This is a genomic window from Cellulosimicrobium cellulans (assembly GCF_007679345.1).
Lineage (GTDB): Bacteria > Actinomycetota > Actinomycetes > Actinomycetales > Cellulomonadaceae > Cellulomonas > Cellulomonas cellulans_A.
Genome location: NZ_VEGH01000014.1, coordinates 18,657 through 40,175, shown reverse-complemented (window position 1 = coordinate 40,175; position 21,519 = coordinate 18,657). Strand labels below are relative to the sequence as shown.

General features: G+C 75.2%; 24 protein-coding genes. 9 read left to right on the top strand and 15 right to left on the bottom strand.

The window, feature by feature from the left end; all coding sequences use genetic code 11:
- Positions 1-585, bottom strand: a complete 585-nt coding sequence (locus FS882_RS16810; RefSeq protein WP_158374758.1) for a TetR/AcrR family transcriptional regulator — start codon at positions 583-585, stop codon at positions 1-3.
- On the bottom strand, positions 585-908 hold the full coding sequence (locus FS882_RS16805) for a DMT family transporter (RefSeq protein ID WP_158374756.1): 324 nt from the start codon (positions 906-908) through the stop codon (positions 585-587). Before FS882_RS16805 ends, FS882_RS16810 begins: the two co-directional genes overlap by 1 nt.
- A gap of 116 nt (positions 909-1,024) precedes the next feature.
- On the opposite strand from FS882_RS16805, the gene FS882_RS16800 reads away from it, so the two are divergent.
- Positions 1,025-1,996 (top strand): 1,4-dihydroxy-2-naphthoyl-CoA synthase, encoded by a 972-nt coding sequence (locus tag FS882_RS16800; RefSeq protein ID WP_158374754.1) that lies wholly within the window; start codon positions 1,025-1,027, stop codon positions 1,994-1,996.
- Positions 1,997-2,015: 19 nt separating this feature from the next.
- Here the strand turns inward: FS882_RS16800 and FS882_RS16795 are convergent, their stop codons facing one another.
- A complete protein-coding gene (locus FS882_RS16795; protein ID WP_158374752.1) occupies positions 2,016-3,077 on the bottom strand; it encodes a DUF3048 domain-containing protein in 1,062 nt (353 codons plus the stop codon).
- 84 nt (positions 3,078-3,161) lie between these two features.
- Between FS882_RS16795 and menE the strand changes: the two genes are divergently transcribed.
- Both menE and FS882_RS16785 read left to right on the top strand, forming a co-directional pair.
- A complete protein-coding gene (gene menE / locus FS882_RS16790; protein ID WP_158374750.1) occupies positions 3,162-4,361 on the top strand; it encodes an o-succinylbenzoate--CoA ligase in 1,200 nt (399 codons plus the stop codon).
- A 98-nt stretch (positions 4,362-4,459) separates the two neighbouring features.
- Positions 4,460-5,329, top strand: a complete 870-nt coding sequence (locus FS882_RS16785; protein ID WP_154729431.1) for a 1,4-dihydroxy-2-naphthoate polyprenyltransferase — start codon at positions 4,460-4,462, stop codon at positions 5,327-5,329.
- Here FS882_RS16785 and FS882_RS16780 read toward each other — a convergent pair.
- Both FS882_RS16780 and FS882_RS16775 read right to left on the bottom strand, forming a co-directional pair.
- Positions 5,326-5,700 (bottom strand): hypothetical protein, encoded by a 375-nt coding sequence (locus FS882_RS16780; protein WP_158374748.1) that lies wholly within the window; start codon positions 5,698-5,700, stop codon positions 5,326-5,328. The genes FS882_RS16785 and FS882_RS16780 overlap by 4 nt on opposite strands.
- 367 nt (positions 5,701-6,067) lie before the next feature.
- Positions 6,068-6,430, bottom strand: a complete 363-nt coding sequence (locus FS882_RS16775) for a DUF4229 domain-containing protein (protein ID WP_158374746.1) — start codon at positions 6,428-6,430, stop codon at positions 6,068-6,070.
- 141 nt (positions 6,431-6,571) lie between these two features.
- Between FS882_RS16775 and FS882_RS16770 the strand changes: the two genes are divergently transcribed.
- A complete protein-coding gene (locus FS882_RS16770; protein WP_158374744.1) occupies positions 6,572-6,949 on the top strand; it encodes a PLDc N-terminal domain-containing protein in 378 nt (125 codons plus the stop codon).
- Positions 6,950-7,054: 105 nt separating this feature from the next.
- Here the strand turns inward: FS882_RS16770 and ccsB are convergent, their stop codons facing one another.
- From ccsB to FS882_RS16740, 6 genes are read right to left on the bottom strand one after another with little or no spacing between them, the layout of a single operon-like run.
- On the bottom strand, positions 7,055-8,173 hold the full coding sequence (ccsB, locus tag FS882_RS16765; protein ID WP_158374742.1) for a c-type cytochrome biogenesis protein CcsB: 1,119 nt from the start codon (positions 8,171-8,173) through the stop codon (positions 7,055-7,057).
- A 6-nt stretch (positions 8,174-8,179) separates the two neighbouring features.
- A complete protein-coding gene (locus tag FS882_RS16760) occupies positions 8,180-9,892 on the bottom strand; it encodes a cytochrome c biogenesis protein ResB (RefSeq protein WP_158374740.1) in 1,713 nt (570 codons plus the stop codon).
- Positions 9,893-9,894: 2 nt separating this feature from the next.
- On the bottom strand, positions 9,895-10,803 hold the full coding sequence (locus FS882_RS16755) for a cytochrome c biogenesis CcdA family protein (protein ID WP_158374738.1): 909 nt from the start codon (positions 10,801-10,803) through the stop codon (positions 9,895-9,897).
- Positions 10,800-11,435 (bottom strand): TlpA family protein disulfide reductase, encoded by a 636-nt coding sequence (locus FS882_RS16750; protein WP_158374736.1) that lies wholly within the window; start codon positions 11,433-11,435, stop codon positions 10,800-10,802. Before FS882_RS16750 ends, FS882_RS16755 begins: the two co-directional genes overlap by 4 nt.
- The gene (locus tag FS882_RS16745; RefSeq protein ID WP_158374734.1) at positions 11,432-12,088 is read right to left on the bottom strand and encodes a histidine phosphatase family protein; all 657 of its coding nucleotides are present in this window, start codon (positions 12,086-12,088) and stop codon (positions 11,432-11,434) included. Before FS882_RS16745 ends, FS882_RS16750 begins: the two co-directional genes overlap by 4 nt.
- Before the next feature lie 60 nt (positions 12,089-12,148).
- Positions 12,149-12,697, bottom strand: coding sequence for a MarR family winged helix-turn-helix transcriptional regulator (locus FS882_RS16740; RefSeq protein ID WP_158374732.1), 549 nt, complete (start codon positions 12,695-12,697; stop codon positions 12,149-12,151).
- A 132-nt stretch (positions 12,698-12,829) separates the two neighbouring features.
- On the opposite strand from FS882_RS16740, the gene FS882_RS16735 reads away from it, so the two are divergent.
- A complete protein-coding gene (locus tag FS882_RS16735; RefSeq protein WP_147795374.1) occupies positions 12,830-13,387 on the top strand; it encodes a YceI family protein in 558 nt (185 codons plus the stop codon).
- 340 nt (positions 13,388-13,727) lie between these two features.
- Here the strand turns inward: FS882_RS16735 and FS882_RS16730 are convergent, their stop codons facing one another.
- Together FS882_RS16730 and FS882_RS16725 are read right to left on the bottom strand one after the other, a co-directional pair.
- Positions 13,728-14,465, bottom strand: a complete 738-nt coding sequence (locus tag FS882_RS16730) for a redox-sensing transcriptional repressor Rex (protein ID WP_158374730.1) — start codon at positions 14,463-14,465, stop codon at positions 13,728-13,730.
- Positions 14,466-14,474: 9 nt separating this feature from the next.
- Positions 14,475-14,765, bottom strand: coding sequence for a glutaredoxin family protein (locus FS882_RS16725; RefSeq protein ID WP_158374728.1), 291 nt, complete (start codon positions 14,763-14,765; stop codon positions 14,475-14,477).
- A 17-nt stretch (positions 14,766-14,782) separates the two neighbouring features.
- On the opposite strand from FS882_RS16725, the gene FS882_RS16720 reads away from it, so the two are divergent.
- Positions 14,783-15,637, top strand: a complete 855-nt coding sequence (locus tag FS882_RS16720; protein ID WP_158374726.1) for an HAD-IB family hydrolase — start codon at positions 14,783-14,785, stop codon at positions 15,635-15,637.
- Positions 15,634-16,209 (top strand): GNAT family N-acetyltransferase, encoded by a 576-nt coding sequence (locus FS882_RS16715; RefSeq protein WP_262348372.1) that lies wholly within the window; start codon positions 15,634-15,636, stop codon positions 16,207-16,209. The genes FS882_RS16720 and FS882_RS16715 overlap by 4 nt, the downstream gene beginning before the upstream one ends.
- Here FS882_RS16715 and FS882_RS16710 read toward each other — a convergent pair.
- Both FS882_RS16710 and FS882_RS16705 read right to left on the bottom strand, forming a co-directional pair.
- Complete coding sequence (locus FS882_RS16710; RefSeq protein WP_262348371.1) at positions 16,206-17,285, bottom strand: arabinan endo-1,5-alpha-L-arabinosidase; 1,080 nt, start codon at positions 17,283-17,285, stop codon at positions 16,206-16,208. The genes FS882_RS16715 and FS882_RS16710 overlap by 4 nt on opposite strands.
- Positions 17,278-18,786 (bottom strand): alpha-N-arabinofuranosidase, encoded by a 1,509-nt coding sequence (locus FS882_RS16705; protein ID WP_158374724.1) that lies wholly within the window; start codon positions 18,784-18,786, stop codon positions 17,278-17,280. The genes FS882_RS16710 and FS882_RS16705 overlap by 8 nt, the downstream gene beginning before the upstream one ends.
- Positions 18,787-19,072: 286 nt before the next feature.
- On the opposite strand from FS882_RS16705, the gene FS882_RS16700 reads away from it, so the two are divergent.
- Both FS882_RS16700 and FS882_RS16695 read left to right on the top strand, forming a co-directional pair.
- Positions 19,073-20,428 carry an ABC transporter substrate-binding protein gene (locus FS882_RS16700; RefSeq protein WP_158374722.1) on the top strand — a complete coding sequence of 452 codons (1,356 nt, stop codon included), beginning with the start codon at positions 19,073-19,075 and terminating at the stop codon, positions 20,426-20,428.
- 93 nt (positions 20,429-20,521) lie between these two features.
- A complete protein-coding gene (locus FS882_RS16695) occupies positions 20,522-21,511 on the top strand; it encodes a carbohydrate ABC transporter permease (protein WP_222848249.1) in 990 nt (329 codons plus the stop codon).
- The last annotated feature ends 8 nt before the right edge of the window (positions 21,512-21,519 follow it).

The window sequence follows — 21,519 nt, the reverse complement described above, 5'->3', positions numbered from 1 at the left end:
TCAGCGTAGAGGCTGCGCGGCGGCGAGCACGGCGAGCAGCAGGTCGCGGGCGCTCGCGCGCACCTCCCGGCCCTCGCTCACCGCGGCGACCACGGCGCCGTCGACCACGCCGATCGCCACGGCCGCCGGCACGGGCAGCCGCAACTCCGCGAGCAGCGTCGTCAGGACGGCGTCCAGCCGCGCGCGGCCGTCCCCGAGCGCCGCCGCCAGGGCCGGGACCCGGCCGGCGGCGAGCAGCTGCTCGTAGTGCGCGCGCACCGCGGGGTCGTCCCCGGGCGGCAGCACCGCCTCGACGAGCACGGCCGCGGGGTCGGCGGGCGCCGCGCCGCCGCGGACCCGGCGCAGCACCCCCTCGGCGTGCGCCACCCAGTCGTCGACGAGCGCCGCCCCGGCCGCGGCGGCCAGCTCGTCCAGGCCCGCGTAGTAGTAGGTCGTCGCGGACAGCGACAGGCCGGCGCGCGCCGCGACCGCCCGGTGGCTCAGCGCCGCGGGTCCCTCCTCGCGGACCAGGTCGGCGGCGGCCCGGGCGAGCTCGGCGCGCCGCCGTTCCCCCTTCGCCGTGCCGCCGGCCCGGCCCGCGGCCATCAGTGGCCGCCGCCCGACAGGTTGAGCCCGACGACCCCGGCCACGATGAGCACGAGCGACACGATCTTCAGCACCGACACGGACTCGCCGAACAGCACGATCGCCAGGATCGCGGTCGCCGACGCGCCGATGCCGACCCACACGCCGTACGCGACGCCGACCGGCAGCGAGCGCAGCGCCCAGCTGAGGCCGGCGAACGACAGGATCGCCAGGACGCCGAACGACACGCTCGGCCACAGCCTCGTGAAGCCGTCCGACGCCTTGAGGCTGAGCGCCCAGCCCGCCTCGAGCAGTCCGGACACGATGAGCACGGCCCACGCCATGGGTGATCCCTCCCCCGGGACCGGGCGCGCCGGGTGGCAGTCTCCGCCGTCCCGCGCCCGTTTCTGGTACGACCGTACCAGAATCCGGGGGGCCGCGCCGTCCTACGCTGGGCACCGTGACCGACCCCACCGCCGCCCCGCTCCCCCCGCGCGTCTCCGACACCTTCGACCCGACCCGGTGGCGCCTGGTCGGCGGCTTCGAGGACCTCACCGACCTCACGTACCACCGCGGCGTCGCGCGGTCCGCGGACGGCGGCACCCGGGACCTGCCGGTCGTGCGCGTCGCGTTCGACCGGCCGGAGGTGCGCAACGCGTTCCGCCCGCACACGGTCGACGAGCTGTACCGGGTGCTCGACCACGCGCGGATGACCTCGGACGTCGGCACCGTCCTGCTCACCGGGAACGGCCCGAGCCCGAAGGACGGCGGGTACGCGTTCTGCTCCGGCGGCGACCAGCGGATCCGCGGTCGCGACGGCTACCGCTACACCGGCTCGACCGACGCCGAGACCGCCGACGCCATCGACCCCGCCCGCGCGGGCAGGCTGCACATCCTCGAGGTGCAGCGCCTCATCCGGACCATGCCCAAGGTGGTCGTCGCCGTCGTGAACGGCTGGGCGGCGGGCGGCGGCCACTCGCTGCACGTGGTGGCCGACCTGAGCATCGCGTCCCGCGAGCACGCCCGGTTCATGCAGACCGACGCGAACGTCGGCTCCTTCGACGGCGGGTACGGCTCGGCGCTGCTCGCCCGGCAGACCGGGCAGAAGCGGGCGCGGGAGATCTTCTTCCTGGCGCGCGAGTACTCCGCGGAGCAGGCCTACGCCTGGGGCGCCGTGAACGACGTGGTGGACCACGCCGACCTCGAGGACGCCGCGCTGGAGTACGCGCGCATCATCGCGACCAAGTCGCCGCAGGCCATCCGCATGCTGAAGTTCGCGTTCAACCTGGCGGACGACGGGCTGGCGGGCCAGCAGGTGTTCGCCGGCGAGGCGACCCGCCTGGCGTACATGACGGACGAGGCCGTCGAGGGCCGGGACGCGTTCCTCGAGCGCCGGGACCCGGACTGGAGCCGGTTCCCGTACGCGTACTGACGCACCCCGGCCCCGCCGGTCAGGAGACCGTCAGCGACCCCGTGCCGTTCGGCACCAGCTCGACCCAGGTGTTGCCGGGCGCCAGGAGCGCCGGCGTCCCGTCGGGCAGCGTCAGCCGCAGCGGGGCGTCGCGGGCGTCCTTGGCCCAGTTCACCGCCACCGTCTTCCCGCCGGTCGCCAGCGTCGCGGTGCCCGAGCCCACCAGCTGGTAGGTCGGCACGATCGCCCCGTTCTGCGCGCCGAACCCGGTGCCCGGGTGGTCGGCGACGATCGACACCACGTTCGTGGCGGACAGGCGCGCGCCGGACGCGGCCACGGCGGGCGTCGAGCCCTCCGAGCGCTCCCAGACGGTCCCGTTCCAGGTCCACGACGGCTTGGACTGGCTCGACAGGTCGAACGCCAGGGTCGTCGCCGGGGTCCCCGCCACCACGGCGCTCGCGCGCTCGGCGGTCCGCGCGAACGAGAACTGCTCGCCCGGGCTGTTCTGGTGGTTCGCGTCGGCCTGCGCCCACAGCTCCGCGGGGCTCGCGTAGACGTTGTGCGGGGCGGAGCGGGACGAGATGCGGTAGAGCCCCGCCGCGCCGGCGTCGTGGCTGATGACCTGGACGGGGCTCGCCGCGACCAGGTCGAGGATGCCGGGCTGGCCGCCGGAGAACGTCAGCAGGCCGTTCATCGGCGACACGATGTCCGGGTCCATCGGGCGCACGGAGCGGACCGGGCCGACCTCGCCGGGCACCTGCGAGTGCCAGACGGCGACGAACCGCGACACGTCGAACTCGACGATGGTCTCCCACACGACGTCGGCCTGCTCCAGACCCGACTGCGGGCGGGCGGTCGCGGTGTTCTCGATCTTCACCGCCAGCGACGGCCGGTTCACGACCTCCCCCGCCACGCCGGTGAGCGGCCACGTCGGCGCCACGACCGGGTCGGGCGCGGCGACCTTCTGCGGGTCGAGGGTCGGGGCGACCGTCGCCGCCTCCGGGGCCGGGTCCTGGCCCTGCGTGCAGCCGGCGACCAGGAGCGCCGTCCCGACCGCCAACGCCGCCGCCCGCCGCAGACCCCGCCTCGTGCTGTGAACCATCTCGACCCTTCCGTGCCGCCTGCGTGCGCCGCGGCAGCCGCCGCGCGTCCCGCGCCACTCTACGGGCGGACCTACCCTGGCCGGGTGAGCCGTCCCGTCCGCGTCGTCCCCGCCACCCCCGCCGCGGTGCCGGAGCTCACCGCGGCGCTGGCGGCGGCGCTCGACGGCACCGGCCCCGCCGTCCTGCCCGTCGAGGCGCCGGACGCCGGGGGCGAGGTCCCGGCGTCCGGCACGGGCGCGGTCCCCGACGACGTGGCCCTGCTCGTGCGCACCTCCGGGTCGACCGGTACCCCGCGCGAGGTCATGCTGACGGCCGCCGCCCTGCGCGCGTCGGGCGCCGCGACGGAGGCCCGGCTCGCGGGTCCCGGCCGCTGGCTGCTGCCGCTGCCGCCCGCGCACGTCGCGGGGCTGCAGGTCCTGGTCCGGTCGATCCTCGCGGGCACCGAGCCGGCCGTGCTGTCCGGGCCGTTCCGCGCGGACGCGTTCGCCGCCGCCGTCGGGCGGCTGTCGCACGGCCACGGACCTCGGTACACCTCGCTGGTCCCGACGCAGGTGCACCGCCTGCTCGACTCGGCGGCGGGCCGGGAGGCGCTGGCGTCGTTCGACGCCGTGCTGCTCGGGGGCGCCGCCACCCCTCCCGACCTGCTCGACGCCGCCCGGGCGGCCGGCGCGCGCGTCGTGACCACCTACGGCATGTCGGAGACCTGCGGCGGCTGCGTCTACGACGGCGTCCCGCTCGACGGGGTGACCGTCGACCTGGACCCCGACGACGGCCGGGTGCGACTCGCGGGCCCCGTGCTGGCCGCGGGGTACCGGGGCCGGCCCGACCTCGACGCCGAGCTGTTCGAGCAGCGCGACGGCACCCGGTGGCTGCGCACCAGCGACCTGGGGCGGTGGGACGCCGACGGCCGGCTGGAGGTGCTGGGCCGCGCCGACGACGTCCTGGTCACCGGCGGGGTGAAGGTGCCGCCCGCCGCCGTCGAGCGGGTGCTGGCGACGCTGCCCGGGGTCCGCGAGGTGCTCGTCGTCGGCGTCCCCGACCCGGAGTGGGGCCAGGCGCTCGTCGCGGTCGTCGTCCCGGCCGCGGGCGCGCCCGCACCCGACCTCGCGGACCTCCGCGACGCCGCGGCGGCCGCGCTCGGCGGGCCCGCCGCCCCCCGGCACCTCGTCACGCTGCGCGCGCTCCCCCTGCGCGGGCCGGGCAAGCCGGACCGGCGGGGCGCCGCCGAGCTCGCCGCGCGCGAGCTCGGGCTGCCCGCGGTCGCCCGGGACGCCGCCTCCTGACCCCCGCCGTGCGTGCCCGGGCGGCGTTCCGGGTTACCGTCGCTGCACGCCGAACCACGCGCCGCGGCCCCGAGCCACGGCCCCAGAACAGGAGCACCATGGCCACCGCCGCCGAGTGGGTCGCCGGAGCGCGCCCGCGCACCCTGCCCGCCGCCGCCGCCCCCGTCCTGGTCGGCACCGGCGCCGCCGCGCAGATCGAGTCGGCGCACCTCGGCCGGGCGCTGCTCGCCCTCGGCGTGGCCCTCGCGCTCCAGGTCGGCGTCAACTTCGCCAACGACTACTCCGACGGCATCCGGGGCACGGACGCCGACCGGGTCGGCCCGATGCGGCTCACCGCCAGCGGCGCGGCGCGACCCGGCCAGGTGAAGGCCGGGGCCTTCGCCGCGTTCGGCGTCGCGGGCCTGCTGGGCCTCGCGCTGGTCGCCCTGAGCGGCCAGTGGTGGCTGCTGGCGATCGGCGCGCTGTGCGTGGCGGCGGCCTGGTTCTACACCGGCGGCCGCCGGCCCTACGGCTACCTCGGCCTCGGCGAGGTCGGCGTCTTCGTGTTCTTCGGCCTGGTGGCCGTCCTCGGCACCACGTACACCCAGTCCGGCACGCTGACCTGGCCCGCCTGGGTCGGCGCGGTCGCGGTCGGCCTCATCGCGTGCGCGCTGCTCATGGTGAACAACCTGCGGGACATCCCCACCGACGCGCTCGTCGGCAAGCGCACCCTCGCGGTCCGGCTCGGCGAGCACCGCGCCCGCCGCGCCTACGCCGTGATGGTGGTGCTGCCGGTGCTGCTCGGCGTGCTGTGCGCGCTGGCGAACCCGTGGGCGCTGATCGTCATGCTGCTCGCGCTGCCCGCCGGGGTGCTGGCGTTCACGGTGCTGGTCGGCGCGCGCGGCATCGCGCTCGTCCCGGTCCTCGCGGGGACCGGGATGTACGAGCTGGCGTTCGGGGTGCTGCTCGGGCTGGGCCTGGCGCTCTAGCGCCCCGTCGCCGCGTCGAGCGCGGCGAGCTCCCCGGCGACAGCGGCCGCGACCTCTGCCGCGGCGACCACGACCGGGTGACGGACGTCCGTGTGGTCCACCACCAGGGACGCGCGTGACCACGGCCGGGCCGCCGCGAAGTACAGCCGCTGCGCGCCGAGGTAGCGGCGCAGCGGACCGCGGCGCAGCGGACCGCGGTGCAGATCCGGGTCGGCTCCGTCGCGCGCGGCCATCCGCAGCGCGCCCTCGGCGAACGGCACGTGCAGGTACACCGACCGGTCCCAGTAGCCGGCGAGCTCGTCGCGGTGCAGGAACGTCCCCTCGACCACCACCAGCGCGTCGCGCGGGGCGACCACGGGCTCGGGCCGCACGGCCTCCCCGTGCGCCGGTCGTACGCGCGGTCGCGGTACGCCGCCGCGCCCGCGGTGGACAGCGGCTCCAGCGCCTCGGCGGCCAGCGCGGCGTGGTCGTAGGCGTCGAGCCAGAATCCCTCCGGCGACAGCCGGCCACGGGCGTGCCGGATCCGCGCCGGGTGGAAGAAGTCGTCGGCGTGCAGGACCAGGACGGGCCGGTCCGCCACCCGCGCCGCCAGGTGCGACGCGAACGTCGTCTTGCCGCTCGCCCCGATGCCGTCCACCGCCAGCAGCACCCGCCGGCCCGACGGGAGCCCGTGGAGCGCGCGGTCGGCGACCGCGTCGGCGGCCCCGGCGTGCGCGGGCACCGGTTCGCGGCGCGTGGTCAGACCAGCCGGCCCGGGGTGCCGCCGTCGGCGGTCCGGTCCGCGGTCCGGTCCGTGGTGGGCTCCTCGGGGCGGACGGCGCGGCCCTCGCGCTCGGCGGCCTCGACGGCCGCGTCCTCCTCGGCGGCGTCGGCGCTGGCGGAGCGGGACAGGCGCGGGCGGTCCCCGCGAGCCTCGGACCGGGCCTGCAGCCACAGCGCGGCGCGGTCGCGCGGACCGCGGAGCAGCACGTAGGACAGCAGCGCCGCGAGCAGGGCGGCCCCGACGACGCCCAGCAGCCAGCCGGTGCCCGCCAGCACGAGGCCGATCAGGCAGACGACGAACAGGGCGAGGCGGAGCAGCGAGTAGATCACGACGGGCACGTGTCCAGGGTAGGCCGATCCCGAGAGGATCCGGGCCGGGCGGACGCCGACCGTGGCCGCCGGATGTGACGACCTCGTGCCGGTTCGGGCGATCACCCCGCCCGGGCGGGGTGCGTGTGCGCGCCCTGGTTAGGGTGGAGCATGGCTCGCGCGCTCTTCTTCCTCGTGATCATCGGCCTGGCGGTGTACGCCCTCGCCGACATCGCCACGAGCGACGACCGCGCCCGGCGCGGCCTGCCGAGGGGCGCGTGGTTCCTCATCGCGCTGGTGCCGGTGGCGGGGCCGGTCGTGTGGATCCTCACCAGCCGCGCGCAGCCCGCGGCCGGCCAGGGCGGCCCGCCGCAGGGTCGGCGTCCCGGTTCGGGCGGGCCCGGTCCGCGTCGGCCGGGACCGGTCGCGCCCGACGACGACCCGGACTTCCTGTGGCGCCTCGACCAGGAGCGCCGGCGCCGGCAGCGCGCGGACGGCACGGGCGACGGCACCAACGGTGACGTCCCCGACGAGGGCGCGCGCGGCTGAGCCTGGTTCCCGATCGATCGGGCGGTCGCGCGACGATCGGGTGGGGATCGGGTCGGCCCGCCGGGTCGGCCCGCCGGGTCGGCCCCGCCGGGTCGGCCCCGCCGGTCAGAGGCCGGAGTAGGAGTGCTTGCCGGTGACGAACAGGTTCACCACGGTGAAGTTCGCCAGCACGACGGCGTAGCCCACGTAGACGAAGTACGCCGCCTTGCGGCCCGCCCAGCCCCGCGTGGTGCGGGCGTGCAGGTACGCCGCGTACACGACCCAGGCGACGAAGGTGCCGACCTCCTTGGGGTCCCAGCCCCAGTACCGGCCCCAGGCGTGCTCGGCCCAGATCGCGCCGCCGATGAGCGTGAACGTCCAGAGCACGAACCCGATGGCGTTCAGCCGGAAGGACAGCGCCTCGAGCCGGCGGGCGGACGGGACGGTGCGCAGCCAGGACCAGGCCGGGCCGGTGACCCGCCACCGGGCCAGCGCGCGGCGCAGGCCGTCGGCGGACCGCCACGGGTGGTCGAGGTGCGAGCGACCCGTCTCGCGGCCGTCCTGGAGCACCTGGAGCACCGCGGTGGCGAACGCGACGGTGAAGATGCCGGTCGCGGTGATGGCGACGCCCACGTGGATGATCAGCCAGTAGCTCTGCAGGGCGGGCTGCACGGCGTCGGCCTGCACGTAGAACACGAGCAGCCCGAGGGCCAGGGCGAGCACGCCGATGCCCATGACGATCACGCCGAGGAACGGGATGACCCGCTTCCGCTGCACGACCGCGAGCACCACGGCGGCGACGAACGTGCCGACGAGGGTGAACTCGTACATGTTCGCGGTGGGCCAGCGCCCGGCCGCGACGCCGCGCAGGACGATGCCGACGCCCAGGAGCAGGATGCCGAGGTAGGTGGTGGTCCGCGCGATCCCGGTCGTCGCGGACGGCGCCGTCATGGGCCGCTCGGGCTCGGCGTCGTCGATCCTGCCGGACCGCGGCGCGACCTCCGCGTCCGCGGGGTCCGCGTCGGCCGGGACGACCAGGCCGGACGGACCGCCGGCACCGACGGTCTCGCGCGCGGCGGCGCGGGCCTGCTTGGCCGCGGCGACCCGGGCCGCCCGCTCCGCGCGGTGCTCGGCCGACGCGGCGTCGGCGAGCCGGGCCAGGGCCGAGGTGTAGGCGATCAGGGCGATCGTGAACGCGGTCGCCGCCCCCCACACGAGCAGGGTGCTGATGTCGCCGATTGCCATGTCCTTCTACCTTCCGGTCCGGCCGGTGGGCCCGTCGACGTCCGCTCCGCGGAGCCGGTCCATCGCCCGGTCGAGCTCCGCCTGCAGGCCCACGTCGTCGCCGCGCGCCAGCGCAGCGGCGGTGACCACTGTACGGCCTGACCCGGGACCTTCGTCCTCCGCCGGACGCAGCCGGAGCCACACCCGGCGGCGCGGCACGAACAGCGAGGTGGCGAGGCCCGCGAAGGCGAGCAGGGCGAACGTCAGCACCCACGCGAGCGAGGGGTCGTGCCGCAGGTCCAGGGCGACGAACCGCGGCAGCGCGTCGAAGGTGAGCGTGCCCAGACCGTCCGGCAGGTCGACGGTCTCCCCCGGCCTCAGGTAGAGCGTCACGGGGAGGCCGTCGTCGTCGAGCGACTGCGTGAGCCCGGTCTCGTCGAGCTGGTACACGTTCTGCGGGACGCCGTCGTCGAGGCCCAGGTCGCCGGTCCACACCGCCAGCGCGAGCAGCGGGTCGGTCGGCTGCGGGTCCACGGACCGGTAGATGCCGTCCGCGACCTGCTCGGCGGTGGGCAGCAGCACGCCCTGCAGGCCGATCTGCGGCCCCGAGGTGACGTCCGGGACCTTGATGACGCCCTGCGAGGTGTACACGGTGTCCTGCGGCAGGAACGGCACCGCCCCGGCGAACGTCACGTCCCCGTCGGGGTCCCGCACCGTCACCTGCGGCGCGTAGCCGTTGCCCTGGAGGTAGACCTTGGCGCCGGCGACGTCGAGCGGGTGGTTGACCTTGATCTGCTCCTGGACGCCCGCGGAGCCCGGCTCGGTGATCGTGACGTGCGCGGTGAAGTCGCGGGACTGGAGCGTGTCCGGGTCGAACGCGGACTCGAACGAGTCCAGCCGCATCGAGAACGGCTCGAGCGACGCGGCGCTGAACCCGGAGCCCGACTCGAAGGTGTCGTAGTCGCTCTGGGTGTTCGCGAACGCCCGGCCCTCGACGATGATCGCCTGGCCGCGGTAGTGCAGCAGCTGCCCGGTCGCGACCGACACGAGCAGGCCCACCAGCGCCAGGTGGAACACCAGGTTGCCGGTCTCGCGGAGGTACCCGCGCTCGGCGGCGACGCTCCACACCCCTCGGCCCTCGTCGCGGACGTCGACCCGGAACCGGCGCCACCAGCGCGGCCCGCCCAGCGCGGCGGCGGCGCGCGCGGCGACCTCCTGCGGCGCGCCGTCGAGGTCGGCGGACGCCTGGGCCGGGAACCGCTCGAACCGGCGCGGCGCGCGCGGCGGCCGGCCGCGCACCGCCCGCAGGTGGGTGCGGCTGCGCGGCAGGATGCAGCCGACCAGCGACACGAACAGCAGCAGGTAGATCGCCGAGAACCAGACCGACGAGTAGACGCCGAAGAACCCGAGCCGGTCGAGCAGCGGGCCGAGGTCCGGGTGGTCGGACAGGTAGGTGGCGACCTTGTCCGGGTCCTGGGCGCGCTGCGGGAACACGGTGCCCGGGACGGCCGCGACGGCCAGCAGCATGAGCAGCAGCAGGGCCACGCGCATCGAGGTGAGCTGCCGCCACGCCCAGCGCAGCCAGCCCACGACGCCGAGCGAGGGCAGCTGCGGCGCCGCGCCGGAGCCTGCGGGCCCCGAGCCGCCGGCCGGGGGCTGCCCGGCGCTGAACGCGTCCTCGAGCCCCTCGGGGGTGTACCCGCGGGGCGAGGGCTCGGTGGTCTGGGGGTCGCGCGTCATCATCACACCGCCGGGACGAAGGGATCGGCGCCGGTGAGCAGGCCCTGGAGCCAGCCCGCCCACGCGGACCAGAGGCCGGTGACCAGCGCGACGCCGAGCAGGAGGAGGAGGCCGCCGCCGACCCGCATCACCGCGAGCCGGTGCCGGGCGAGCCAGTCGAGGGCGCGGCGGCTGCGCTGGAGGCCGAGCGCGACGAGCACGAACGGCAGGCCCAGGCCGACGCAGAACGCGAGCGCGAGCAGCGCGCCGCGGCCGGCGGAGCCGCCGTCGAGGGAGAGCAGGAGGATCGCGGCCAGCGTCGGGCCGATGCACGGCGTCCAGCCGATGCCGAAGGTCACGCCCAGCACGGGCGCTCCCCACAGCCCGGCGCGCGGGGCGAGCACCCGCCGGCTGTCCCGCTCCAGGAACGGGACGAGACCGAGGAACGCCAGGCCCATCACGACCACGCCGACGCCGAGCACCCGGGAGACGGGGTCCTGCCAGCGCAGCAGGAACGAGCCGAGGGACCCGGCGAGCGAGCCGTAGGCGAGGAACACCGCCGTGAACCCGGCGACGAACAGCAGGACGCCGAGCACGAGCCGCCCGCGGGACGGGGCGGTGGCCTGGGCGCCCGCCGCGTCGACCGCGGCGGGCCGGGTCAGGGCGGGCTGCGCCGGGAGCGCGCCGGCGAGGTCGAGCGTCGTCCCGCCGCCGGCCGGCGCCGTGGCACGCACCCGCGGCGCGCGCCGGGAGCCCGGGGCGGACGCGGCGGACATCCCGCCGAGGTAGCCGACGTAGGCGGGGACCAGCGGCAGCACGCACGGTGACGCGAACGACACCAGCCCCGCGAGCAGCGCCACCGGCACGGCCGCGAGCAGCGAGCCGGACGTGGCCGCGTGCGCGAACGAGTCCCCGACGTCGGCGAGGATCACGCGGCGTCCCCGCCGTCCTCGGCGAGCACCTCGTCGATCAGCGCGCGCAGCGTGGAGCCCTCGGCCAGGCCGACGATCCGGGCGGCCACCTTGCCGTCGCGGTCGAGCACGACCGTCGTCGGCGTCGCCTGGATCGGCACGATGCCCTGCAGCGCCGCGACGGCCCGCTTGTCGCGGTCGTCGATGCTGGGGTACGGGACGTCGAACGTCTGCTGGAACGGCTCGGCCGCCCCCGCGTCGTCGACTCCGTTGATGCCGAGCAGGTGCACGCCGGCGTCGGCGTACTCGTTCGCGATGTCGACCAGGTCGGGCGCCTCCTCCCGGCACGGCGGGCACGCGGCGTACCAGGTGTTCAGCACGACGACGTCGCCCCGCCAGGCTGCGACGTCGACGGCGTCCCCGGCGTAGTCGGTGCCGGCGATCTCGACGGGACCCTGCCGGTCCGCCACCGCCCACTGGGTGAACGACCCGTCGCCGGACACGTAGCCCTGGTCGGCGACGTCGGCCTCCGACCCGGACCCGCCGCCGGACGAGCAGGCCGCGAGCGCGAGCGCCGCGCCCACCGCGACGGCGGCGACGCCGGCGCGGCGGAGGCGGGCCGGCGTGCGGCGGGGAGCGCCGGCGGGGGTCATGCGCCCGCCACGGCGGAGGCGCCGGGCAGCAGGTCGGCCGCGGGCTCGGTGTACCCGATGCGGACCAGGCGGTCGTCCTCGTAGGTCAGCGAGGTCAGCGAGGCGAGCGAGCACTGCCGGCGGCGCGGGTCGTGCCACAGCCGGCGGTCCTCCAGCGCGAGCCGGGTGACCCAGATGGGCAGCTGGTGGCTGACCAGCACCGCCTCGTGCCCGCGGGCGGCCTCGCGCGCGGCGTCGACGACCGCGAGCATCCGGGCGACCTGCTGCCGGTACGGCTCGCCCCAGGACGGCCGGAACGGGTTCACCAGCAGCGGCCAGTGCCGCGGGTGCCGCAGCGAGCCGTCGCCGACGCCGAACGTCAGGCCCTGGAACCGGTTCTCGGCCTCGAGCAGCCGCTCGTCGGTGGTGACGGGCAGGTCGAGCGCCTCGGCGATCGGGGCGACCGTCTCCTGGGCGCGGGTCAGCGGCGACGCGAACAGCGCGGTGACGTCGCGGCGCGGCCCGTCGAGCCGTCCGGCCAGGTGCGCGGCGACGCGCTCGGCCATCTGCCGGCCCCGCTCGGACAGGTGGTACCCGTCGAGCCGTCCGTAGAGCACGCCCTCGGGGTTGTGCACCTCGCCGTGGCGCATGAGGTGGATGGTGGTGGCGACCATGGGGTCAGTCTCGCAAACCCGGCTGGGTGATCGGGCCGCCGCGGGCCGACCCGGGGGGGATCAGCGCCCCTCGGCGTCCTCCGCGGCGGCGACGGCCTGCGCGCAGTCGGCCTGGAACGCGGCGCCGACGGCGGCCATCGCCTCGCCCAGGGCCTGCATCTGGACCGGCGTGAGCACGTCGACCAGGTGCCGGCGGACCGACTCGACGTGCGACGGGGCCGCGTCGACGAGGCGGCGCCAGCCGGCCTCGGTCATGGTGCAGTTCACACCGCGGGCGTCCTCGAGGCAGGGGGCGCGCTCGACCAGCCCGGCGGCCTCCATCCGGCGGACGGTGTGCGTGAGGCGGCTCCGGGAGTGGGCCAGCTCGCCGGCCAGCTCGGACATGCGCAGGGTGCGCTGCGGCGCCTCGGAGAGGCGCACCAGCACCTCGTACTCGCCGAGGGACAGCCCGGAGTCCTCCTCCAGCTCGTGCGCGAGCACGTCGAGCAGCCGGGCCGTGCCGTCCCGGTAGGCGCGCCAGGCGCGCTGCTCGTCCGCCGTCAGCCAGCGGACGTCGTCGTGCTCCCGCGGCGCCCTGGTGGTCGCGCTCCCGCCGGTCGTGGTGCTCATCGCCCGTCCTCCTCCCGCGCCCCCCTGTGACGTCGGTGGCTGATCGTCCCACAGGCCTTGCGCAGCAGACGCCACTGTAGTAGAAATCTCAACTAACCGCAGTTGATGCTTCAACCAAACGCAGGAGGCACCATGTCGACCACGACGCTCCCCACCGCTCTCACCGCCGGCACCTGGGCGATCGACCCCTCGCACACCGAGGCGTCCTTCACCGTCCGCCACGCGGGCATCTCCAAGGTCCGCGGCACCGTCGCGGTGACCTCCGGCACCATCACCGTCGCCGAGGACCTCACGCTGTCCGGTGTGACCGCGTCGCTCGACCCGTCGACCATCGCCACCGGCGACGCGAACCGCGACGGCCACCTCAAGGGCTCCACCGACTTCTTCGACCTGGAGAAGTTCGGCGAGTGGACCTTCGCCTCGACCTCGGTCGCCGCGGACGGCGAGGACTACGTCGTGACCGGCGAGCTCACCATCAACGGCGTGACCAAGACCGTCGAGCTGGCCACCGAGTTCGGCGGCGCGGCCACCGACCCGTTCGGCAACCAGCGCGCCGGCTTCTCCGCCTCGGTGACGATCTCCCGCAAGGAGTTCGGCATCACCTGGAACGCGGCCCTCGAGGCCGGCGGCGTCCTGGTGTCCGACAAGGTCGTCATCAACCTCGAGGTCTCGGCCATCAAGCAGGCCTGAGCCTCCCGCACGACCCCCGCGAGGGCCCGGTCGACCGCGCACCCCTGCCGCGGTCGACCGGGCCCTCGCCGCGTCCGGGCCCGCCGCCGCGAGCCGCCGCCCGCTCGAGAGCCCGCCCGCTCGAGAGCCCGCCCGCTCGAGAGCCCGGTCGCCGAGAGCCCGGTCGCCGAGAGCCCGGTCGCCGAGAGGGCACCTGACGCGTCGAGCGAGTAGTCGCCGACTACTCGCTCGACGCGTCGGGTGCTCGGTGGGCGCAGGGGGGTGGGCGTGCGGAGGCCGCGGGCGCGCCCACCCGGTGCGTGCGGGCCGGCCGCCGCCGGACGGGTCCGCGGGCGCGGCGTCAGTCGGCGGCGGGGACCGGCTCGGACGCCGCGGCCTGCTCGGGCACCGCGGCCGCCGGGTCGGCGACCGGCTCGGCCACGGGCACCGGCACCGCGTCCGGGGGCTCGGCCGCGCCGGAGCGCTGGCGCGCGTGGAACCCGAGGATCTGCAGCTCGGACCCCAGGTCGACCTCGCGGACGTCCACCCCGTCGGGCACCCGCACCGTGCGCGGCGCGAAGTTCAGCACCCCGGTGACGCCCGCGGCGACCAGGCGGTCCGTCGTCGGCTGCGCGGCCGAGGCCGGCGTCGCGACGATCGCGATGCTCGCCTCCCGGTCGACCACCGCCTGCTCCAGGCCGTCGACGTGCTGCACGACGTGCCCGCCCACCTCGGTGCCGACGAGCGCGGGGTCGGTGTCGAACAGGCCGACGAGCACGAACCCGCGGTCGGCGAAGCCGGAGTAGGTGGCGAGGGCGTGCCCCAGGTTGCCGATCCCGACGATGACCACGCGGCGCTCCTCGGTCATGCCGAGGGCCTGGGCGATCTGCCGCCGCAGGTGGTCGACCTCGTACCCGACGCCGCGGCGGCCGCCCGCGCCCAGGTAGGACAGGTCCTTGCGGAGCTGCGCGGGGGACGCGCCGACGAGCTCGGCGAGCTGGTCGGACGACGTGGTGGTCACGCCCTCGGACGCGAGGCCGCCGAGGGAGCGCAGGTATCCCGGCAGACGGGCGACGGTGGTCGGCGGCAGGGCTCGCACGGCGACAGCCTAGGCCTGCGGGGACGCCGCGAGGGCGTCGACGAGCCGGTCGCGGTCGATCTGCCAGTGGCCGACCCGCACGCCGTCCACCTCCACGACCGGCAGCAGCTCGCCGTAGGCCGCGGCGAGCGTGCGCCCGTCGCGCGCGACGCCGCCCGCGTCGACGTCGACCTCGGCCCACGGCTCGCCGCGCTGCGCGGCCACGGACGCGACCAGGTCGCGGGCCGCGTCGCAGAGGTGGCAGCCCGCGCGGGAGTACAGGACGAGGCGGGCCCCGGGGCCCTCGGCGGTGGTCGGCACGGCACGAGCCTAGGTCGATGACTACAGTGGCGGGCGTGCCCGAGCCCACCGAGCCCCCCACCGGCGCGCCCGTTCCGACGGCGCCGACGGGGCGCGTGGCCGCGTTCTTCGACGTGGACAACACGATCATCCGCGGCGCGAGCTCGTTCCACCTGGCCGTCGGCCTGTACCGGCGCGCCTTCTTCCAGCGCTCCGACATCGTCCGGTTCGCGGTGCACCAGTTCCGCTACCTGACGTTCGGCGAGAACCGGCAGCAGATCGACGAGGTCCGCCAGCGCGCGCTCGAGATCATGCACGGGCGCTCCGTGGCCGAGGTCGTCGCGATCGCCGAGGACATCTACGACGAGGTGCTCTCGCTGCGGATCTTCCCGGGCACGCAGCGCCTGCTGGACCAGCACCTGCGGGCGGGTCACGAGGTCTGGCTGGTCACGGCCACGCCGGTCGAGATCGCCGACATCATCGCCCGCCGGCTCGGCGCGACCGGCGCGCTCGGCACGATCGCCGAGCACAAGGACGGCTTCTACACGGGCCGGCTGGTCGGGGACCTGCTGCACGGCCGCGCCAAGGCCGAGGCGGTCCGCGCGCTGGCCGAGCGCGAGGGCCTGGACCTGGAGCGGTCGTTCGCGTACGGCGACTCCACGAACGACGTGCCGATCCTGTCCGAGGTCGGCTTCCCGTGCGCGATCAACCCGGACCGCCGGCTGCGCAAGCACGCGGCCGAGGTCGGCTGGCCGATGCGCGAGTTCCGCGGCCGCCGCAACGCCACCCGCCGCGGGGTCGACGCCGCCACCATCGCGGGCTCGGCGTGGGTGCTGGGCCTGGTGGTGCGGACGGCGCGCCGGGCGATCCGGGCCCGCTGGGGCGCGCGGTGACCACGGCCGGGACCGCCGGCGGGCCGGACGCGCCCGCGGTCGCCGCCCCGGTGGTCCGCCGCGCCCGCGCCGACGAGGCCGCCCCGCTCGCCGACCTGGCCGCCGCGACGTTCCCGCTGGCCTGCCCGCCGTCCTCGACGCCCGCGGACCACGCCGCGTTCATCGCCGCGCACCTCACGCCCGAGCACTTCGGGGCGTACCTCGCCGACCCGACGCGCGACCTGCTGGTCGCCGACGCCGGCGGCGAGCTGGTCGGCTACACGATGCTGGTCGCGGGCGAGCCGTACGCCGCCGAGGTCGCCGCGGTCGTGCCGCTGCGCCCGACCGTCGAGCTGAGCAAGTGCTACGTGCTGCCCGGACGGCACGGCGGCGGGGTGGCGGGCGCGCTGATGGCCGCGAGCCTCGACACCGCCCGCGCCCGCGGCGCCGCCGGGGTGTGGCTGGGCGTCAACGGCGAGAACCTGCGGGCCCAGGCGTTCTACCGGCGCTCGGGGTTCGAGGTCGTCGGCGAGCGCACGTTCCAGGTCGGCGACCAGCGGCACCACGACCTGGTCCTGCACCAGGCCCTCTAGCCCGCCTGCTCCTCCGCCGTCGTCAGCACCGGCCAGCCGTCGGCGTCCCAGGCGATCTCGCGCAGCCCGAGGGTGGGCGTCCCACCCGTGGCCGCGTCGTAGTAGTGGTACGCCAGCACGCCGCCCGACGCCGACTGCCCGCCCGGGCCGACCCGGTCCCCCGCGGTCTCCAGCAGCACGTCCCCGCCGTCGAGCAGCAGGTCCGCGCCCTCCCGGGTCAGGTACGGCCCGGTGACGTCGCGCGACCGCCCGACGGCGATCTTGTACGTCGAGTCCGTGCCCTGGCAGCACGCGTCCTGGGACACCAGCAGGTAGTACCAGCCGTCGTGCGCCACGACGTACGGGGCCTCGATCGCGTGCGGCGCGGACAGCCGGCTCGCCAGCCCGACCGGTGCCGCGCCCGCCGCCGGCAGCCCGTCCGGCCAGGCCAGCTCGACCACCTGGATCCCGGACCAGTACGACCCGAACAGCATCCACGGCGTGCCGTCGGCGTCCTCCACGATGCCGGGGTCGATCGCGTTGTAGGCGTCGGCCGGCTCCGACCGCCACACCTCGCCGCGGTCGACCCAGCCGTAGTCCGGGTCCTCGGGGTCGAGCGTCGGGCTGGTGCGCAGGCCGATGACGGAGCGGTTCGACCCGAACGTCGACGCGGCGTAGTAGAGGTACCAGGTGCCGTCGTGCTCGTAGAGCTCGGGCGCCCAGTAGTTCACGACGCCCGGGACGGCCTCCTGGGCCCACCGCGGGGAGTCGGACGGCCCCCACGCTGTGCCCAGGTACTCCCAGGTCGCGCCGCGGTCGGTGGACCGGCGGACCTGGACGGCGCCGGCGTTCTCCCGCTCGTCGCCGGTCGAGTACACGTACCAGGGGTCGTCGCCCTCGCCCACGACGAGCGCCGGGTCGTGCACGCCGACGTCGCCCGCGACCGGGATCTCGGCGGCGGCGGGCGCACCCGAGCGGGTCGCGACCGCCACACCCCCGGCCCCCACGAGCGCGACCGCCGTCACCGCCGCCGCGACCAGCAGGCCGCGGCGGCGGGGACGGGGCGCGCGGGCGCCGGCGGTCCCGACCTCAGGCACCGAGCCGGACGACGTTCCACGACACGGGCGGCACCTGGACGGTGAGCCGGCCGCCGTCGATCGTCGCGGAGTCGTTGTCCCGCGGCAGCACCGCGGTGTCGTCGTCGGCGGTGGCGACCCAGGTGTGGTCCGGGTTCGACAGGCTGGTGGCGCCGAGCACCCGCAGCCCGGGGATCGACCGGGTGTCGACCTCGAGGGTCACGGTCTCGGTCGTGGAGCGGTTGACCGCGAACAGCGCGACGGCGCCGGTCTCCGGGTCCCGGGTGGCCACGGCGTCGACCAGCGGGGCGTCGCCGAACTTCGCGGTCTCGTACGTCGGGGCGTCGATCGCGACCTGCAGCACCTCGCCGGTGGCGTACCGCGACGCCTGGGCGAACGGGTGGAACGTCGTCTGCCGCCAGATCCGGCCGCCCGGCTCCGTCATGATCGGGGCGATCACGTTCACCAGCTGCGCCAGCGACGCCGAGTGCACCCGGTCGGTGTGCCGCAGCAGCGAGATGAGCAGGTTGCCCACCACGACGGCGTCGGCGACGTTGTACTTGTCCTCGAGCAGGATCGGCGCGACGGGCCAGTCGTCGCCCGACGGCGGCACCGACTCGGCGCGCTTCTGGTACCAGACGTTCCACTCGTCGAACGAGATGTGGATCCGCTTGGCGAGCTTCTTGTGCGCCCGCACGCCGTCGGCGACCGCGGTCACGGAGTCGATGAAGTGGTCCATGTCGACGGCGGAGGCCAGGAACGAGCCGAGGTCGCCGTCCTCCTCGGCGTAGTACGCGTGCGCCGAGATCATGTCGACGTACTCGTAGGTCTCGGAGAGCACCGTCTGCTCCCACTGCCCGAACGTCGGGATGGGGACGCCGGAGGACCCGCAGGCGACGAGCTCCAGGTCGGGCTGGATCATCCGCATGGCGCGGGCGGTCTCCGCGGCGAGCCGGCCGTACTCGTGCGCGGTCTTGTGCCCGATCTGCCAGGGGCCGTCCATCTCGTTGCCCAGGCACCAGAGCTTGATGTCGTACGGCTCGGCGGCGCCGTTGGCCCGACGCTGGTCGGACAGCGCGGTGCCGCCCTTCACGTTGCAGTACTCCAGCAGGTCGAGCGCCTCCTGGACGCCGCGGGTGCCGAGGTTGACGGCCATCATCGCCTCGGTGCCGGAGGCCTTGGTCCAGCGCATGAACTCGTCGACGCCCACCAGGTTCGGCTCGGTGGAGTGCCAGGCCAGGTCGAGCCGGCGGGGGCGCTGGTCGCGCGGGCCGACGCCGTCCTCCCAGCGGTAGCCGGACACGAAGTTGCCGCCCGGGTAGCGGACCGTCGAGACGCCGAGCTCGCGGGTCAGGTCGATCACGTCGCCGCGGAAGCCGTCGGCGTCGGCGCTGGGGTGCTCCGGGTCGTGGATGCCGGTGTAGACGCACCGCCCGAGGTGCTCCACGAACGCGCCGAACGTCCGGCGGCGGACGGGTCCGACGCGGAACGCCGGGTCGAGGGTGAGGGTGACGGTGGTCATGGGGGACGCAGCTCCTTCGCTGTCCGGTCTACATCGTTGTAGGACGATCGTGCCCGCCTCGACGGGACCCGTCAACCATGGCACCGCCACCCGCCCACTCAGCGCCTCGGACCGTGATCAAACCGTTGCTTGACCGCGCGACGTGACCCGTGCCACTCTCTCCAACGTTGTAGTGCAACGATGTAGAACACGAGGCCAGAGCCGCCCTCGACACCCCGGTCCGCCACCGACGGCCGACCGGCGCGCGCTCGGCCTCGCCCGGTCCACCAGTGGAGGCAACGGCGCGATGACCACGAAGACCCTGCGGGCGGCGGCCCTGGCCCTGGCCGGGGCGCTCGCCCTGACGGCGTGCGGCTCCGGCGGCGGCAGCGACGACGGCGGCGGCTCCGGCGACGGAGACACCCTGACGTTCATGTTCCGCGGCGGCGCGGACGAGAAGGCGGCGTACCAGGCCGCGATCGACAAGTTCACCGAGGACACCGGGGTGGAGGTCCAGATGACCGTCACCGACGCCGACCAGTACGCCACCAAGCTCCAGGCGGCGGTCTCGGGCAACAAGGTGCCCGACGTGTTCTACATCGAGCAGGCCAACCTGCAGTCCTACGTCGCGTCCGGCGTGCTGCTGGACATCACCGACCAGGTGGAGGAGGCCGGCGTCGACCTCGACAACATCTGGGAGTACGGCGTCGACTCCTACCGGTTCGACGGCACGCTGCAGGGCACCCCCGAGGGCCGGCTGTACGGCCTGCCGAAGGACGTCGGCCCGTTCGCGTTCGGCTACAACAAGACGATGCTCGAGGCCGCGGGGATCCCGCTGCCCGACCCGGACGTCCCGCTGAGCCTGGACGAGTTCCGCGACATCGCGAAGCAGCTCACCGTCGACACCGACGGCGACGGCGCGGTCGATCAGTGGGGCACCGGCCTCAACGTGCAGTGGAACCTGCAGTCGATGGTGTGGAGCAACGGCGGCGACTGGACGAACGAGGACCGTACCGAGGTCACCGTCGACACCCCGGAGTTCGCCGAGGCGCTGCAGTACTTCGCCGACCTCACCACCGTCGACGCGGTCACCCCGAACGCGTCCGAGGCCGCGACCCTCGACACCTACCAGCGCTGGATGGCCGGCGAGATCGGCTTCTTCCCGGTCGGCCCGTGGGACGTCAGCGTCTACAACGACCTGGACTTCGAGTACGACCTGATCCCGTGGCCCGCCGGCAGCACCGGCGAGTCCGCCACCTGGGTCGGCTCGCTCGGCATCGGCGTCTCCGCCACCTCCGGCAACCCCGACGCCGCCGTGCAGCTCGCGACCTACCTGTCCGCCGACCCCGACGCCCAGCAGACGCTGGTCGACGCGAACGTGCAGATCCCGAACCTGATCGACATGGCCGAGGAGTGGGCCGGCGCCGCGGACGCGAAGCCCGCCAACCGCCAGGAGTTCCTCGACATCGTGCAGGACTACGGCCGCGCCATGCCGGCCTCGTTCACCTACGGCGCCGAGTGGTACGACGAGCTCTGGGTGAACATCCAGCCCGTGCTCGACGGCAAGCAGACCGCCGCGGACTACCTCGCCGAGGTGCAGCCGAAGATGCAGGCGCTGCTCGACGAGTCCAACGCCAACGCCGAGATGGCCGGCGGGGCCTGACCACCCCACCCCCGCTCCCCCGCCGCGCCGGCGCCCCGCCCCTCCTCGGGCGGACCCGGCGCGGCGGGGCCGCCCTCGTGAAGGAGCACCGGGATGTCACGGACCACCGCTGAGCCCACCCCCGTCCCCACGGCGCCCGCCGCCGACATCGTCCCGCCCGCCGGCGACGACCGCGGCTCCGCGCTGCACGCCCGGCAGGCCATGCGCCGCCTGCACCGCACCGAGCACCGCTGGGCCGCCGCGTTCGTCGCCGCCCCGGTGATCGGCTTCCTCGTCTTCACGCTGTACCCGCTGGGCTACGCGCTGTACGCGTCGCTGACCCGGTGGAACGGCCTGACGGCGCCGCAGTTCATCGGCCTCGACAACTACGTGGCCCTGCTCGGCGACGAGTACTTCCGCAAGACCCTGTGGAACACCGCGTTCTACATGATCGGCATCCCGATCGGCCTGGTGCTGGCGCTGCTGCTGGCGATCGCGCTGAACCGGAAGATCCCCGGGCAGACCGCGTTCCGCACCATCTACTACGTGCCCGTCATCTCGTCGCTGGCGGCCATCGCGATCGTCTGGCAGTTCGCCTACAACGGCGACTTCGGCCTGGTGAACCAGGTGCTCTCCTGGTTCGGGATCGACGGACCCGACTGGCTGCAGAACACCGCGACGGTGAAGCCCGCGATCATCCTCATGGCCGTCTGGAAGGGCCTCGGGTACTCGATGCTGCTGTACCTGGCGGCCATCCAGTCCGTGCCCCGCTCGCTGTACGAGGCGGCCTCGCTGGACGGCGCGAACGGCTACCACCGGTTCCGGTGGATCACGCTGCCGATGGTGCGCCCGGTGACGTTCTTCCTGGTCGTCACGAACGTCATCGCGGGGTCGCAGATCTTCACCGAGATCAACATCATGACGCCGACCGGCGGCCCCGAGTTCAGCTCCGCGTCGATCGTCTACTACATCGTCCGCAAGGCGTTCAAGTACCAGCAGATGGGCTACGCCACGGCGATGGCCGTCGTGCTCGGGCTGATCGTCCTGGTCGTCACCCTCATCCAGTTCCGCCTCAACCGGCGCAACGCGTTCAGCATCGACTGAGGGGGCAG

Coding starts and splice junctions, on each gene's coding strand:
- FS882_RS16810 (WP_158374758.1), bottom strand. CDS start 585: ATGGCCGCGGGCCGGGCCGGCGGCACGGCGAAGGGGGAACGGCGGCGC.
- FS882_RS16805 (WP_158374756.1), bottom strand. CDS start 908: ATGGCGTGGGCCGTGCTCATCGTGTCCGGACTGCTCGAGGCGGGCTGG.
- FS882_RS16795 (WP_158374752.1), bottom strand. CDS start 3,077: ATGGTTCACAGCACGAGGCGGGGTCTGCGGCGGGCGGCGGCGTTGGCG.
- FS882_RS16785 (WP_154729431.1), top strand. CDS start 4,460: ATGGCCACCGCCGCCGAGTGGGTCGCCGGAGCGCGCCCGCGCACCCTG.
- FS882_RS16770 (WP_158374744.1), top strand. CDS start 6,572: ATGGCTCGCGCGCTCTTCTTCCTCGTGATCATCGGCCTGGCGGTGTAC.
- ccsB (WP_158374742.1), bottom strand. CDS start 8,173: ATGGCAATCGGCGACATCAGCACCCTGCTCGTGTGGGGGGCGGCGACC.
- FS882_RS16760 (WP_158374740.1), bottom strand. CDS start 9,892: ATGACGCGCGACCCCCAGACCACCGAGCCCTCGCCCCGCGGGTACACC.
- FS882_RS16750 (WP_158374736.1), bottom strand. CDS start 11,435: ATGACCCCCGCCGGCGCTCCCCGCCGCACGCCGGCCCGCCTCCGCCGC.
- FS882_RS16745 (WP_158374734.1), bottom strand. CDS start 12,088: ATGGTCGCCACCACCATCCACCTCATGCGCCACGGCGAGGTGCACAAC.
- FS882_RS16740 (WP_158374732.1), bottom strand. CDS start 12,697: ATGAGCACCACGACCGGCGGGAGCGCGACCACCAGGGCGCCGCGGGAG.
- FS882_RS16735 (WP_147795374.1), top strand. CDS start 12,830: ATGTCGACCACGACGCTCCCCACCGCTCTCACCGCCGGCACCTGGGCG.
- FS882_RS16720 (WP_158374726.1), top strand. CDS start 14,783: ATGACTACAGTGGCGGGCGTGCCCGAGCCCACCGAGCCCCCCACCGGC.
- FS882_RS16705 (WP_158374724.1), bottom strand. CDS start 18,786: ATGACCACCGTCACCCTCACCCTCGACCCGGCGTTCCGCGTCGGACCC.
- FS882_RS16700 (WP_158374722.1), top strand. CDS start 19,073: ATGACCACGAAGACCCTGCGGGCGGCGGCCCTGGCCCTGGCCGGGGCG.
- FS882_RS16695 (WP_222848249.1), top strand. CDS start 20,522: ATGTCACGGACCACCGCTGAGCCCACCCCCGTCCCCACGGCGCCCGCC.